Origin of the sequence: Flavisolibacter nicotianae, from assembly GCF_003628535.1 — a bacterium.
Taxonomy (GTDB): Bacteria; Bacteroidota; Bacteroidia; order Chitinophagales; family Chitinophagaceae; genus Flavisolibacter; species Flavisolibacter nicotianae.
In genome coordinates this window covers 504,868-520,221 of the sequence record NZ_RBCI01000003.1, presented here as the reverse complement: position 1 = coordinate 520,221, position 15,354 = coordinate 504,868, and the positions used below count along the sequence as shown (strand labels likewise).

Annotated in this window: 14 protein-coding genes; 4 read left to right on the top strand and 10 right to left on the bottom strand. The window is 51.9% G+C overall.

The window, feature by feature from the left end:
- Positions 1-34 precede the first annotated feature (34 nt).
- On the top strand, positions 35-544 hold the full coding sequence (locus D6024_RS10640) for a metallophosphoesterase family protein (protein ID WP_121354569.1): 510 nt from the start codon (positions 35-37) through the stop codon (positions 542-544).
- Positions 545-692: 148 nt separating this feature from the next.
- On the opposite strand, the gene D6024_RS10635 is transcribed toward D6024_RS10640, so the two are convergent.
- From D6024_RS10635 to D6024_RS10590, 10 genes are all read right to left on the bottom strand, one after another.
- Complete coding sequence (locus tag D6024_RS10635; RefSeq protein WP_121354568.1) at positions 693-1,166, bottom strand: hypothetical protein; 474 nt, start codon at positions 1,164-1,166, stop codon at positions 693-695.
- A 132-nt stretch (positions 1,167-1,298) separates the two neighbouring features.
- Entirely contained in the window at positions 1,299-2,042 is a 744-nt protein-coding gene (locus tag D6024_RS10630) for a hypothetical protein (RefSeq protein WP_121354567.1), read from the bottom strand.
- Between the two features lie 89 nt (positions 2,043-2,131).
- A complete protein-coding gene (locus D6024_RS10625) occupies positions 2,132-2,980 on the bottom strand; it encodes a glycoside hydrolase family 16 protein (protein ID WP_121354566.1) in 849 nt (282 codons plus the stop codon).
- Positions 2,981-3,001: 21 nt separating this feature from the next.
- Positions 3,002-3,844 (bottom strand): NIPSNAP family protein, encoded by an 843-nt coding sequence (locus D6024_RS10620; RefSeq protein WP_121354565.1) that lies wholly within the window; start codon positions 3,842-3,844, stop codon positions 3,002-3,004.
- Between the two features lie 132 nt (positions 3,845-3,976).
- The gene (locus D6024_RS10615) at positions 3,977-5,221 is read right to left on the bottom strand and encodes a glutamate-5-semialdehyde dehydrogenase (protein WP_121354564.1); all 1,245 of its coding nucleotides are present in this window, start codon (positions 5,219-5,221) and stop codon (positions 3,977-3,979) included.
- 9 nt (positions 5,222-5,230) lie between these two features.
- Positions 5,231-6,265 carry a glutamate 5-kinase gene (proB, locus tag D6024_RS10610; RefSeq protein ID WP_121354563.1) on the bottom strand — a complete coding sequence of 345 codons (1,035 nt, stop codon included), beginning with the start codon at positions 6,263-6,265 and terminating at the stop codon, positions 5,231-5,233.
- Positions 6,266-6,420: 155 nt separating this feature from the next.
- Positions 6,421-6,753 carry a hypothetical protein gene (locus D6024_RS10605; RefSeq protein WP_121354562.1) on the bottom strand — a complete coding sequence of 111 codons (333 nt, stop codon included), beginning with the start codon at positions 6,751-6,753 and terminating at the stop codon, positions 6,421-6,423.
- Positions 6,754-6,907: 154 nt separating this feature from the next.
- On the bottom strand, positions 6,908-9,106 hold the full coding sequence (locus D6024_RS10600) for a response regulator (RefSeq protein WP_121354561.1): 2,199 nt from the start codon (positions 9,104-9,106) through the stop codon (positions 6,908-6,910).
- 22 nt (positions 9,107-9,128) lie between these two features.
- Positions 9,129-9,347 carry a hypothetical protein gene (locus D6024_RS10595; protein ID WP_162944687.1) on the bottom strand — a complete coding sequence of 73 codons (219 nt, stop codon included), beginning with the start codon at positions 9,345-9,347 and terminating at the stop codon, positions 9,129-9,131.
- Positions 9,348-9,599: 252 nt separating this feature from the next.
- A complete protein-coding gene (locus D6024_RS10590; RefSeq protein ID WP_121354559.1) occupies positions 9,600-10,295 on the bottom strand; it encodes a LytR/AlgR family response regulator transcription factor in 696 nt (231 codons plus the stop codon).
- 362 nt (positions 10,296-10,657) lie between these two features.
- On the opposite strand from D6024_RS10590, the gene thrA reads away from it, so the two are divergent.
- From thrA to thrC, 3 genes are read left to right on the top strand one after another with little or no spacing between them, the layout of a single operon-like run.
- A complete protein-coding gene (thrA, locus tag D6024_RS10585; protein ID WP_121354558.1) occupies positions 10,658-13,096 on the top strand; it encodes a bifunctional aspartate kinase/homoserine dehydrogenase I in 2,439 nt (812 codons plus the stop codon).
- Positions 13,097-13,099: 3 nt separating this feature from the next.
- The gene (locus D6024_RS10580; RefSeq protein ID WP_121354557.1) at positions 13,100-14,041 is read left to right on the top strand and encodes a homoserine kinase; all 942 of its coding nucleotides are present in this window, start codon (positions 13,100-13,102) and stop codon (positions 14,039-14,041) included.
- A complete protein-coding gene (gene thrC, locus D6024_RS10575; protein ID WP_121354556.1) occupies positions 14,028-15,344 on the top strand; it encodes a threonine synthase in 1,317 nt (438 codons plus the stop codon). The genes D6024_RS10580 and thrC overlap by 14 nt, the downstream gene beginning before the upstream one ends.
- Positions 15,345-15,354 lie beyond the last annotated feature (10 nt).

Below are 15,354 nucleotides of genomic sequence, written 5' to 3'. Positions count from 1 at the left end.
AACACGTTAGCGTTGATTAAACGCATCCGACAATATGACCCGCATAGGCCTCCTCTCCGACACGCATAATTTTCTTGATGAAGCCGTGTTCAAACATTTTGAAAACTGCCAGGAGATCTGGCATGCCGGCGACTTTGGCACCATTGAAATTGCCAACCGGCTGAAAGAAAAAACTGGCTTGCCATTACGAGGCGTTTATGGCAATATCGATGGATACGATGTGCGAAGCGTTTATCCCCAAACACTGGTCTGGACCTGCGAGGAAGTCAAGGTTTACATGACGCACATTGGCGGCTATCCCAACAGATATGCGCCGGGTATTAAACAGGACCTGATCGCCAACAACGCCAAACTCTTTATCTGCGGCCATTCGCATATTTTAAAAGTCATCTACGACGACAAGATCGGCTGCCTGCACATGAACCCCGGCGCTGCCGGAAACCAGGGCTGGCACAAGGTGAAAACCATGCTCCGGTTCAGCATCGACGGTGCCAACATCAAAGATTGCGAAGTGATTGAACTGGGAATGCGGGGGGGGGGGTAGAACAGAAGAACAGATGAATAAGAAAGGTTGAATGGCGAAGGAAGTCCTTTGGCCGATTCTTCTATTGAAATGGTGGCCTCTAAAAGCAACAAGGAATGATGAAGCGCTTCATCATTCCTTGTCAATCAGTTCGACATTCGCCTATTCCTTAATACCATCCCCTACCTGCGCCGATTTCACGGAACGGCCAGGGAATGGAAACGAGGATGATCAGTAAGGCAAGCAGGTAAAAGATCATTGTACGGCGGTGCTTGGCTTTGTCGCTCATGGGCTTGCGTGCCTGCGCCTTGCCGATATGCATCAGGACGATGGCGATCAGCATACCCACCATGTGCTCGATGGCATAAAACCGGTCGGAACTGTTGCGCATCAGGTCACCCACGTTGCTGTATTTCTGAAAGGTTTTGTAACCAAAAGGCCCCACGAAATAAAGGTAGATCCCGATCAGCAGCATGATGTCTGCAAAGATGGTCAGCAATAGCCCCAGCCTGTTGTCGGATTTAATGAAAGGCCTGCGCCCAGCAATAAGGCTGTTGAAGATGGCAAACAACAAAAGCAGCAACACAATCCAACGTCCCACACTGTGTATATGCCGCATGACTTCGTAAAGACTTAACTCCATTCCGGTTGATTTTGATTTTGTCAAAGATAGTCGCGAAACAGCAATCGTCAATCGTGAAAAAACAAGCGATGCGTATTCGCATTTCCACCGATGGAACGATGTCCCGTTTTTTTGCAGGTCGTCGCTGACTGTTTATTTTCCACCGTTTGCCCTGAGGTCTGCAACACAGGCCGCATCCAGCGATGGAATAGTCCCGGTTAGCAGGAAGCCCAAAATATCCGTTGTTTCCGCCGCATAGTAAAGGAGACAATTCTGGTTGTTGCAATGGTTGCCATTGGCTTTGTGGGCCGACTGCATGGGAGAGCCGATATCCACCAGGCCAAGCAGGTGCCCCAGTTCGTGTTCCAGCACCGTGGCTTCGAGCTTGGTGCGGCTGGCCTGTCCAAGCCCGCCGGAGTTATCCCTGATCTTTTTCCCAAACAGAACCACCGACGTATTTCGATAGGCCTCGCCCAGCACTTTGCTGTCGGTAAAGTTGCCGTTGGTGTACAGAACGTAAACGGCAATTCCGCTCCCATCGGTAAAGACCGAGCGGTTAGCTTTTTCAATCGTGTGCACATCATCGGTGCTCAAGGTGGTGTTGGCAGCGGCCGCGATCTCTTTTGTGGTGATGGAAATTCCACCCGGTTTGTCCAGGTGAGCCGACAAAAAATCCTGCAGGTGATTTAGTGCCGCGGCGTCCGGTGCAAAACCGGGCATGTATTGCACTTCCACTTTCAGGGCCGTATATTTTTCGGTGCTTAACAGTTCATGTGCCGAGGAACCCACCGCCCGGTTGTGTAGCGAGTTGGGATCGATGGCATCGGCAATTTCCCGGGTTTTCTTGCAACTGAAAAAAAATACCGGCAGGAGGAGAAAAAGAAATCTTGTTTTCATAGTTCCACGTTGTGGGAAAAGGCAAGGCAAAGATTATACCTGCCTTTAAAAAATATTGCAGGGAAAGCTGACTTGTTTTGCCGAAGGCCTTATTTCATCTTGTACACCCGCACATAATCCACTTCCATTGTAGCAGGAAAAATAGAATCGTCGACACCTTTCGCCCCGCCCCAGTTACCCCCGATGGCAAGATTGAGCAGCAGGTGAAACCGCTTGTTAAACGGCCATGTATCGGGATTGGCAGTCTTGTCATTTTCGAAGGAGAAAACCTCCTCGCCGTCGTAGAAACCTTTGACAAAACCGGGTGTCCAATCCAGGCGGTAGGTGTGAAAATCAGTCATTGCAGTCGGGATGATTTTGGCACCGCTTTTCTGCGTGCCTTTCACATGGTTATACGCTTCCGTATGCACGCTGAAAAGAACCCGGTTGGGATCGTATCCCACATGCTCCATGATATCGATCTCGCCGGAACGGGGCCAGCCGCCGTATTCATTGTCGGTCGCCAGCATCCAGATGGCTGGCCAGGTACCCCTGCCGGAAGGAAGCTTGGCCCTTACCTCTACCCTGCCATACAGGAAGTCAAATTTATTTTTCGTAACCAGCCGTGCCGACGTATAGTCGCGTCCTTCCTTTTGCTCTTTGCGGGCCGTGATAGACAACTTGCCATTTGCCACGCCGGCATTGCTTTCGGCATTGGTATAATATTCCAGCTCATTGTTGCCCCAGCCACTGCCGCCAAGATCATAGCCCCATTTGGCAGGATCGGGACGGCCAGTGTAATCAAATTCATCCTGCCATACAGGTGTGCTTTCAAAACTATAGGAAACTGCCGCTGTTGGCGTGGGTTGTGGCTGCACGGCGGCCCCACTGCTGATTGCTTTACGGGAGCAGGAAACAACAGTGCTTAGGACAACAAGTGAAAAAATCAATCGGCGCATGGCGGAATAGTTCGTGTTGGTTTACAATTTAGAATAGGCAACCGGGCGAAGAAAGGTAATGTCGATGTGAGAGACATTGTGTTGATAAATGGGATCACCTGACATCGCTTTCCATACGGGATCACTGCCAAAGGCTTTCCAGTGTTCCTCCCTTGATGCTTTTGTTTCAAAAGAGGTCATGTACATCAGGTTGGGCATGTGGCAGCCGGCAACCACCTGTCCGTAAAAAACAGCGTTGAAACCCAATCGCTGAAATAGTTCCACTTCGCCGCTGTTGAACATTTTCACTTTGTTCTGGTGCAGGGCCTCCGTAGCCGATTCGTAGCTGCGCAGTTCGTACACCCGTTGCGACAAATCGCCTTTCACGCCGGACGCTTTTACCTGCGGCATCCCTTCGAACGCATGCACAACGATGTTTTCAAAACGCGTATAGGGTGCTTTGTTGTAGGCCGCATTTGTGTAGGAGGCCGCTTTCACCGAGTCGCCAACGGTGCGGTCGGCAATGGCAGCGACCTGCTCCAGTTGCGAAAGCGAAGAAAAAGGAATGAACACGTACAGGCGCTTGTCCGCCGCCGTGTCGTTATCGATGGCCGTGAAGACGCCGTTCCGTTTAAACCCACCTTTTTCGAGCGCCGGTAACAAAGACGACTGAAGATAGCCGTCGATAGCGGCCAACTGGCTGGCATCGGTTGCGTGGTAAACCCTGATTTCCAAGTAATCTCTTTGCGTCTTTGCTGATTTGGATTTTTGGCCAATCGCAGCGAAGCCCGAAAACAGGAAACAGGCGAAAAGAAGGACAGATACGGAACGGAAACTGGTCAGGGGCAGGAACGAACCTGCAAATGTTTTGAAAGGGTGATTCATATCGAGAATTTAAAAGGGAATAAATGTAATGGTTTTCTTTTTTACGCCGCTTAGGAAAAACGTACCGGGAAAATTTCCTAACCCTACGATAGTCGATGAGCAGTTTTTAGTCTACCAGCCAACCAACACCATTCAGGTTCTTACCTGCCCGCTGCCCTGCGCCACCCATTTTTCCGTAACCAGTTTTTCCAGTGCAAAGGGTCCTCTTGCATGCAGTTTCTGGGTGGAGATACCGATCTCCGCTCCCAGCCCAAACTCCTCTCCATCGGTAAAGCGGGTGGAGGCATTCGTGTACACGACCGCCGCATCCACCTGGTTGATGAACGCCGCGCAGCGCTTTTTGTTTTCCGAAACGATGGCTTCCGAATGGCGGGTCGAATATTCGCGGATGTGCTCCAGCGCTTCGTCCATACTGCTCACCAGTTTAACGGAACATTTCAGGCTTAGGTGCTCCTGTGCGAAAATTTCTTTGGTTGCTTTTTTCAGATGCGGATATTCCTTCAGCAAGGCATACGCCTTGGGTTCTGCATAAATCTCCACGCCATGTTGCATGAATTGCGGCAACAACCGTTCGAGGAAGGGCTGGGCGATTTCTTTATCCACCAGGATCGTATCAACCGCGTTGCAAACCGAAGGACGGGAGACTTTCGCATTCACCACGATGTTTGTTGCTTTTTGCAAGTCGGCCTGTTTCTCCACGTAGATATGAACAACGCCGGCACCGGTTTCGATAACAGGCACCAGGCTGTTTTTGCGCACATGGGCGATCAGTCCTGCAGACCCCCGCGGGATGATGACATCAACATAACGGGTAGCCGTAAACACCTGGTCGAGCACGTCGCGTTCGGATGGCAGCAAACTCACACACGCTGCCGGCAGGCCGGCTTCTTTCAGCGCTTTTTTAATCAGGGCAACGGAAGCCTTATTCGTTTCTTCGGCATCCCGCGACCCTTTCAGCAGGCAGGCATTCTTGCTGCGCAGGCAAAGGGCTGCGATGTCAAACGTCACATTTGGCCGCGATTCGTAAATCGCGCCGACCACGCCAAGTGGTGCAGTTATCTTTTGAAGTTTCAGGCCGTTTGCCAGCACCTTTTCCTCCACCAACCTGCCGGCCGGACATGGCAGGGATGCAATCACGCGGATGGCTTTGGCAATGTTTCGGATCCGTGTCTCGTTCAGGAGTAACCGGTCATTCTTTGGATCACCGGGTGCCTGGCGGGACAGGTCTTTTTGGTTGGCCCGGATGATCGCTGCAGTATTTTCTTCAAGCAAAGCAGCCATCCGCAGCAAAACTTTTTTGATGGTGCTGTTACCGGCTGCCTGCAACGCAAACGACGATTCGTAGGTTGCCTTTAGGATGCGCTCAACATTTTGCATAAATCTTTTTTAAAACATCACAATATCGTCGGCATGGGCGGCCATCAGGTTACGCTGCTTGCCGCTTTCTTCCAGCAGGGCAGACGAAAGCTTCATCCTGGCCACACCGGCAATATCGCCGCTGGCACTGACCAGTTCCACCACCTCTCCTTCCGAAAACGGCCGCTGCACTTTTGTAATTCCGATGGCGAGCAAACTTTTGCGGTCGCATAAAGCCTGGTAGGCACCGTCGTCGATCTGTACGGACCCGATTGTGACGGACCCACTGGCCAGCCATTTCTGCCGGTCTTTGAGCGTGGAGGATTTGGGCTGAAACGTTGTTCCCTGCCCTCCTTCCAACGCCTGTAAAAACGAAGACTCACCCGCTATGCCACACATCACCACCCGGATCCCCAGCGTTGTTGCCAGTTTGGTAAATGACAGTTTCGAGGCCATGCCTCCCGTACCGTGTTTTGATTTTTCATCTGTCAAAAAACGCAGGAGATCGCTGTCGATCGACTGCACCTTCGGAATGATCTCTCCCCGGTCGTTCAGGAAGCCGCCCGAACTGGTGCACAGGAGCAGCGTGTCGGCATTAAAGGCCACGGCGATCAGCGTTGCCAGCTCGTCGTTGTCGGAAAATTTCAATTCGTGATTGCTGACGAAATCATTTTCATTGACGATCGTAAGAATATCGTTTTTCCACAATTCGGTGATGGTTTCCTTTAGTTGCAGGAACTGGCTTCTGTTGGAAAAATGATGCCGCTCGAAAAGGGCCTGCGCCACGCGGATCTGGTAGGCCGCAAAATAACGACTGTAGGCGGCTATCAGGATCGGGTTGCCGATCGCAGCGGCGGCTTTGCGCTCCACCAGTTTACCGCGGTAGTTTTTGAGCGAAGACTTCCCGCTGCTCACGGCACCACTCGAAACCAGGATGGGCCGGTACTGGCGGGAGAGCTGCGCAACTTCGGCAGCGATTTTTTCAATAACAGCGGTGTCCAGGTTGCCGTCGGGGCCCGCAATGGTAGACGATCCTATTTTAATGACGATGACCGGTTTTTCCATGACAATAGAGGCTGAAAGATAAAGGCTTTTTTGCACCCGCTGCCTTTCAGCCAACACCATTGTCACCTCATGGCACGCCTGCGTCGAAAATCATGTCGCAAAAAAAGAGCCCCGCAGTGCGAAGCTCTCGTTCACCATAAAGGAGAAAAGTGACCTTATTGCTTTTTGTTTTCCTTGTACCGCTTGTCCGGCGTGCCATCTTTTTTCAGCTTCGGCGTTGCCTTGGCGGCTTCTTTGTTCGACTTGTAACGCATGTCGGGAGTTCCGTCGGCCTTCTTCGGTGCACCTGCGGCCGTTTGCGGTTTTGCCGGCACTGTCGCTGCCGTTGCCTTGGCGGGCAGCGTCACGGCCTTTTCTGCATGGGTTTGCGTTGTCTTTACTTTTACTTTGGTGACAGGGGCCGTCGTTTTTGGACTGGCGGTCGTTTGTGCATGGCCGGCAATGCTCCATCCTACCAGAGCAACAACGGCAATTAAAAACTTTTTCATAGCGAATGCTTTTTTGTTTTTGCAAGCGGCAATCGCACCATGCGACTGCTTACCTAAACTACTCGTTCCCCGACAAATCACACCGGCCGGATCGCCGGAAAGGCATGGGTGGTCGTTGACAACAACCTTGCTTACCGGCGCTGCTGCAACACGTTTAGGCAAGCAGCGAATGAAAAGCTTCCGCTTCCTGCAGCGAGGCCTCACAAACGGTTTTCACCGCCGTGAAGTGGCGCCAAAAGCTTTCTTCGGTAAGGTCTTCCAACTCAAGGCCGTCGAGATCTGTTTGCAGCCGGTCGTTCAATCCCATGACGGAAATGGTTGTCTTCATGTTGTGGGCTGTGCGACGGAGAAGGGAAATCTCTTTTTCGTGCCAGGCCTTTTCGATCGTTGCCAGGTCGGCTGGCAGCAGTTCGAGAAACTGCTCCGTCACCAGCTTTTCGTAGGCTGCATTTCCGCCGCTCACTTCTTTCATGTAGGACAGGTCTATATACCGGAAGTCCACAGCGCTGTTTTTCACATCCGGTGAAGTCTGATGCACAGGATTGTTTTGCGCTGCAAAGCGCAGCAAAATCTTTTGCAACTGTTCTTCGCGAACCGGCTTGGAGAGATAGTCGTTCATGCCGTAACCAAGGCATTTTTCCCTTTCACCGGCCATTGCATGCGCGGTCATGGCAATGATGGGTATTTGCAGGCCCAGTTCTGTCCGAATCGCTTGCGTGGCTGTGTAGCCGTCCATCTCGGGCATTTGAATATCCATCAGCACGAGGTCGAACTTCTGTCTTTCCAATTTTTGAATGGCTTCTTTTCCATTGCCGGCGAAGTCGCATTGCACCTGCCATTGCCGTAAAAGCGTTCGCAACAGGCCCCGGTTGATCTCGTTGTCTTCGACCACCAATACGGCTGTGTGCGGGAACCGGGGCGCGGCGAGCGACATTCTTTCCACCGTTGCGGGCATCGGTTGCAAGTGCAACGATCGTTTGTAGGGAAGGCGCACGCGGAACGTCGTGCCTTTTCCCGCTTCGCTCTCCACGCTGATCGTGCCGCCCTGCAATTCCACCAGGTCTTTGGCGATAGCGAGCCCCAGGCCGGTGCCGCCATATTTACGGGTGACGGAATCCTCCGCCTGCTGGAATCGTTCAAAGACGGTCGCCAGCTTTTCCTTTTCAATGCCGATACCGGTGTCGGCCACCGCGATGTCGACCATCACCGTATCACCACTTTCGCTTTCTTTTCGTACAGCCATGCGGATTTGTCCTTCGCCGGTAAATTTTACCGCATTACCCACCAGGTTCACCAGCACCTGCGTCAGCCGAACGGCATCGCCTTCGAGGCTGTCCGGTACATCAATTGCCACTTCTGTCTGCAAGTCGAGCCCTTTTGCGACGGCTTTTGGCCGAAACATGGCCTCCACCGAATGCAGCAGGCCGCGAAGCGAAAACGGTGCGGATTCGATTCGCATCATACCCGCTTCGATCTTGGAGAGATCGAGAATTTCGTTGATGATGGTAAGAAGGTTTTCACCCGAGCGCTGAATCGTTTGTACATATTGCTGCGACTCTGTGTCGAGCTCCGGTTTCCGCCGCAGCAGGTTGGTATAGCCAAGAATGGCATTCATTGGAGTTCTGATCTCGTGGCTCATGTTGGCGAGAAAGTTTTCTTTAACCCTGGCCACTTCCCGCACTTTCTTTTCCGAAACATTGAGTTGGTAAATCAGGCCGTTTTGCCGCCGGATGGTATTGATGATATACCAAAAGACAAAGGCACCGCAGGTGAGCACGGTGGTGATCAGGATAATTCCCAAATGCAGGGCATTGGCACCACTTGTATCAATCGTAGACGTTACTGCGGACAAGTGCCGCTGCCTCGCCAGCTCAATGGTACGGGCCATGATCATGATCGAATCGGTCAGTTCTTTGCCTTTCCGGGTAGCGATCACGCTTTCCGCAGCTGTTTTCCCCGAGCCGTAATAGGTGTTCAAAATATTCCGGCTATGGACCAGTTTGTCGTGCACCAGGCGGTCGAGGATGGCAATGTATTGAATGGAACTGTCATTATCAGAGGTGTTTTTCAGCCGGTCGATCCCGGCTTCTACGGCCACGATCTGCGCCTCCAGTCCATTAATAAACGCTGTATCACGTGTATTGACGGTGCCCCGGATGCGGCTTTCCACGGCCAGGATATCACGTTCAAGTTCGGTCAGTTCGCCGGAAACGGTGAATTCGCTGACCAGCTTTTCGTTTCCGCCGATCAGGGTGTTGATATTTTTGGCCCAGTTGTATTGAATAAAAATAAGCAGCAGGTTACCCACCAGGTAAGCGCCAAGGAGAAAATACAGGATGCGTTTATTGCCCATTCAATCGAATCTCGGCACAATCTTACTCAAAAAAGGAACGTGTTTTTTTATCGGGCGGTAGATTCATGTAGCGCAGAAGCAGGTAGACCAGCAGAATGATACATCCTGCACAGCCAGTCAGGAGGAAGATGAGTCGCCCCAACCCCGCGCCGGAATCCAGCGTTTGCAGGAGAAGAAACGACAGCGTGATCAACACCAGCGTATCTACAAAAAACAATATCGTCAATAGTGTTTTCATCATTTTTTAAATGAGGCCCCTGTGGAAACAGGGGCCGTAAACCAAGACTAACTGCTTATAGAAAATAGGTGTTTCTATAAAGTATGTAGACAAAACTAGGATGAAAGGCAGGCGATGCCCGAACGGCAATCGGCTACAGGGCATTTGGTATCGCCGAACACAGAAACGCAAGCTGTCATGAGGAATCACGCCATTTGAATCCGCGATGCGGCTGGCGCCAAGAGCAGAAAAACAGCAATAACAAGGAGAGTCGGCCTACAGGATGTTCATTCGCTTATTCAATGCACCGCGGTAGGCATCGGCAACAGGAATGGACTTATTCCCGATAAAAACGACACCGTTCTGGATCGTATCGATCTTATCAATCGCAACCAGATAGGATCGATGCACCCGGAAAAAACTCGATGCAGGCAAACGGTCTTCCACCGCTTTCAGCGTGGAATGAATGGCATAAAACCGCTGTGGCGTGTGCAGCTTTACATAGTCGCCCATGGCTTCAGCATAGAGAATGTCATTGAGCTTCAGCCTGCGGACGATGTTGGAGTCGCGAATAAAGATGAATTCGTCCTTTGCCACGCTGATCTCTTCGCGTTGACTGGCCTGGATTTCTTTTGCTTTTTCGATGGCCTGGATAAACCGCGCCGGTGTGATCGGTTTGACAAGAAAATCGGCCACGTTCAAATCGAAGGCCTCGGCCGCATAATCTTTCTTCGAGGTTGTAAATACGATCAGAGGACGGTTTTTTCCCAGGTTTTTTGTGAGCTCCAGTCCCGACATCCCCGGCATCTCGATATCGAGCAGGACCAGGTCTACCGGCTCCTGCTGCAGGAAATTGTAAGCATCCATTGCATTGTCGCACTCACCTACTACGGTCAGGTCATGGAGTTGCGAAGCCAGTTGTTGCAGGGTGGCCCGGGCAATTTTGTTGTCGTCAACGATCAGGCAATTCATGCGCTAAAGGTAGCCAAACAGTCCGCATGACCAAGAGTTGCCCATGCGATTTGCCGCGTCCCGGTCCTAGCAAAATCACTGGCAAGGAAGAACACAAAGCCTGTTTTAGCCAGCAAAGAAGATTCGGAATATTGATTTTGTTTATTTGACTTCTTCCCTTATTTTGTGCTCCTATAGAATTCCGTGATACAGTCTTCACTCCATACAAACGTTTCCGCAGTGGCCACACAGTCCACGACGAATACGATTACCACAATCCGCTAACAGCGGATTGATAAGACCATATTGCCACCTGGGCGTTCACGCTACCACCAACGACAACAGTTCTATTTCATTTCACCCATCTAAAATTTGTTCTTACCATGCAGGTTCTAAAATTTGGCGGCACGTCCGTTGCCAATGCCGCCAACATTAAAAAAATAAAAGACATTGTTCTATCCAAAAGAGCCGGCAAAACCGTCGTCGTTGTGTCGGCACTGGGCGGGGTTACCGACCAGATGCTGGAATGCGGCTTGCTGGCCTCCCGCGGCGAAAGCTGTTACAAAACCACGCTTCAAAAAATTACCGAGCGCCACCTCACCGCCGTCAAAGACCTGCTCCCGCTGAATAACCAAAGCAGCGTATTGAGTTTCGTGATGCAGCAGTTCAACGAAGTGGAAGACATCTGCAACGGCATCTTCCTGCTGCAGGATTTTACCGAACGGACAAAAGACCGCATTCTCAGTTACGGCGAGTTGATCTCGTCCCAGATCATCTCGGCCTACTTCAATACCGAAGGTCTGAACAGTCAATGGGTGGATTCGCGAAAACTGATCCGGACCAATTCCGATTTCACCAAAGCGGCGGTTGATTTTGAAACCACGGAAAAAGCGTTCCGAGACCATTTTTCCAATGCAACGGCGAACCTTTTTGTGCTTCCCGGCTTTATTGCGTCGGACGACAAAGGCAATACCACAACCCTGGGCCGGGGCGGTTCGGACTATACGGCAGCCATTGCCGGTGCGGCACTGGGAGCCGGCGTGGTGGAGATCTGGACCGATGTATCGGGCATGATGACTGCCGATCCCCGCATGGTTGCGAATGCAAAAGCTATTAACCGCATCTCATACCACGAGGCGATGGAACTTTCGCATTTTGGCGCCAAGGTGGTCTACCCTCCAACCATCCAACCCCTGATGAAGGAAAACATTCCCGTGTGGATCAAGAACACATTCCACCCCGATGATGAAGGCACGCTGATCCACGCCACGCACCGCGATGGCGAGATCATCACCGGTATTTCCAGCATGGCAAAACTGGCCCTGCTTTCGCTGGAAGGCAGCGGCATGGTGGGCATACCCGGCTTCTCAAAACGTTTGTTCGAAGCCCTTGCGGCGAATAATATCAATGTTATCCTGATCACGCAGGCATCGTCCGAACATTCGATTTGCGTGGGTGTGGACGATCACCTCGCCGGGCGGGCAAAAGCCGTCATCGACCAGGCCTTCAGTTTTGAAATCGAACGGGAAAAGGTCAACCCGCTGGTGGTGGAGAAAGACCTGTCGATCGTTGCCCTTGTGGGCGATAAAATGAAAAGCCATCCCGGCATCAGCGGCCGCATGTTCAGCACACTGGGCCGGAACGGCGTCAATGTCAGGGCGATTGCGCAGGGTTCTTCAGAGCGGAACATTTCTGCCGTGGTGGCCACCGTCGATATCAAGAAAGCGCTGAACGTTTTGCACGAGGAATTTTTTGAAACCACATATAAGCAGGTCAACCTTTTCATTGCCGGCACCGGGAACGTGGGAAGCCGCCTGCTGGCACAGATTGCACAGCAACAGGCGTACCTGCAAAAAAACCTTTTGCTGCAGGTTCGCGTCGTTGGCCTGGCCAACAGCCGCACGATGGCCTTTAACGATGACGGAATCAATTTGCAGCAATGGAAAGACAAGCTGGCCGAAGGCGAGCCGTCCGACCTGCAGCGTTTTATCGAGATCATGCAGCAGAAAAACCTGCGCAATTCCGTTTTTGTTGACATCACGGCAAACGAGTCGGTGGCCATGTCCTATGACAAGGTGTTCGAAAAAAGTATTGCCATCGTAGCCTGCAACAAAATTGCCTGCTCCTCTTCGTACAACTATTACAGACAGCTCAAAGAATCGGCAAGGGATCACAACGTATCCTTCCTGTTCGAGACCAACGTGGGCGCCAGCCTGCCCATCATCGGCACGCTGAACGACCTGCTGCGCAGCGGCGACCGCATCACGAAAATCGAAGCGGTGCTGAGCGGCACGCTGAACTTTGTGTTCAACAATTACAACGGCGAAAGAAGCTTTGCCGAGGTGGTGCGCCAGGCACAGGCCGAAGGCTATACGGAACCCGATCCGCGGCTGGACCTGAGTGGCAAAGACGTGATGCGCAAGATCATGATCCTGGCCCGTGAAGCCGGCGAACCGCTGGAGATGGAAGCGATCACCAATCAAACCTTCATGCCTGAGAGCTGCATGCAGGGAAGCGTGGAAGATTTTTATGCAGAAATGGAGCGGCAGGAAGCGCACTTCAAGGCCCTGTATGCAGAAGCTGCCGCGGCCGGCAAGAAGTTGAAATTTGTTGCCACCTATGAAAACGGCAAAGCGGCCGTTGGCCTGAAGCACATCGACCCGGCCCACGATTTTTATCACCTGTATGGCAAAGACAACATCGTAACCTTTTACACCAACCGCTACACCGATCAGCCGATGGTGGTAAAAGGAGCCGGCGCCGGTGCGGAAGTCACGGCATCGGGTGTGTTTGCCGATATCATCAGAACGTTAAGAGCTTAACCCATGAAATCAGTCAAAATTAAATCACCCGCTACCGTTGCCAATCTTGTCTGTGGTTTTGATGTGCTGGGCATGTGCCTGCACGAACCGTACGACGAAATGGAAATCCGGCTGCTCAGTGAACGAAAAGTTGTTATTGAAAGCACGGACGGCTACCCGCTTCCCAAAGACCCGGCGCTGAACACGGCCGGTGCGCCGCTATTGGAAATCCTAAAAGCGACAGACGAAGAAATCGGCTTTGATGTGCGCATCAAAAAAAACATCAAACCGGGAAGTGGGCTCGGCTCCAGTGCGGCAAGTGCCAGCGGCGTTGTGGTGGCAGCCAATCACCTCCTTGGCAATCGCTTCAGCAAAGAGGAAATGGTGCAGTTTGCCATGTTTGGCGAAAAGGTAGCATCCGGTGTTAAACATGCCGATAACGTGGCGCCGGGCATCTATGGCGGCATTACGCTGATCCGCTGCATCTTTCCCCTGGACATCGTTTCCATTTCTTCGCCCCCGCTGTTTGTAACGGTTGTACATCCGCAAATTGAAGTAAAGACCTCCGATGCCAGGCAGATCCTCCGCAAGGAAGTGTTGCTGAAAGATGCCATCCGGCAATGGGGCAACATTGCAGGCCTCGTTACCGGCTTTTTAAAAGAAGACTACGACCTCATTGGACGTTCCCTCGAAGACATCATCATCGAGCCGGTGCGCAGCATCCTGATACCGGGATTCGACCGCGTCAAAACGCAGTGCAAGGAAGCCGGCGCACTGGGCGGTGGCATTTCCGGTTCCGGTCCCTCGCTTTTTATGCTCAGCAAAGACGAAAAAACGGCACGGACTGTCGAAGGAATCATGAAGGAAACCTACGACCAGTTAGGACTGGATTATTACACCTACGTCACCACCCTTAACCAGCAAGGCTGTTCTCTTATCAATCAACATCAACATGAAGTACTATAGCACCAACAATAAGTCCCTGCGGGCCAGTTTCAGCGAGGCTGCCATCCAGGGACAGGCACCGGACAAGGGCCTTTATTTTCCCGAAACGATTCCGCAACTGCCCAGCGGCTTTCTCGATTCGATCGACACGCTGTCCAAGGAGGAACTTGCCTTTACCGTCATGAAGCCCTATGTCGGCGACAGCATCAGCGACACGGATCTGCAAACGATCGTTTCAGAAACCATCAACTTTCCATTTCCGCTCGTACCGGTTACTCCCGCTATCTCCACGCTTGAACTGTTTCATGGTCCGACCCTCGCCTTCAAAGATGTGGGAGCCCGGTTCATGAGTCGCTGCCTGGGGCATTTTGTAAAGAACAGGGACAAAGAAGTGACCGTACTGGTTGCAACGTCCGGCGACACGGGTGGCGCCGTGGCCAACGGTTTTTATGGTGTGGAAGGCGTCAACGTAGTCATTCTTTACCCATCCGGCAAGGTTAGCCGGACACAGGAAGTCCAGCTGACAACATTGGGAAAGAACATCACCGCCATCGAAGTAGATGGCACCTTCGACGACTGCCAGCAAATGGTGAAGAATGCCTTCATGGATGAAGAACTGAAAAAAAGCCTCTTTCTCACCTCAGCTAACTCGATCAACGTAGCGCGGTGGCTGCCGCAGCAACTCTATTATTTTTTCGCTTACCAGCAATGGAAGGACAAAGGCAATCCACCCGTGATCAGCGTACCCAGCGGAAACTTCGGCAACATCTGCGCCGGTCTGCTGGCCTATTGTTCCGGGTTGCCGGCACAGCATTTTGTCGCCGCCTGCAACGCCAACGATACGGTGCTGCAATTCCTGGAAAGCGGTACATATACTGCGAAGGCATCGGTGTCGACGCTTTCCAATGCCATGGACGTTGGCAACCCAAGCAATTTTGTTCGCATCATGGAGCTGTTCGGGAACCAGTTGCCTTCCCTGAAAAATATCCTGACGGCCTATAGCATTTCCGACGATGAAACGAAAACGGTGATCAAAGACGTGCAGGAAAAATACCACTACCTTTTGGATCCGCATGGTGCGGTTGGTTTTATTGCGCTGCAGCGTTACCTGTCGTCGCATGATGGTGCAAAAGGTTACTTCCTGGAAACGGCGCATCCGGTAAAATTTTACGACGTGATTGAACCGGTGACGGGACAAACGATCCCTGTACCGGAAAGCATTGCCGTTTTGCTGGATCAACCGAAAAAAAGCATCCGGATGAAACCCGATGACGAAGCACTGAAAGTGCTGTTGCTTGAAGGTTCGCTGCAGCTGCACCGGTAAAACAAACGCA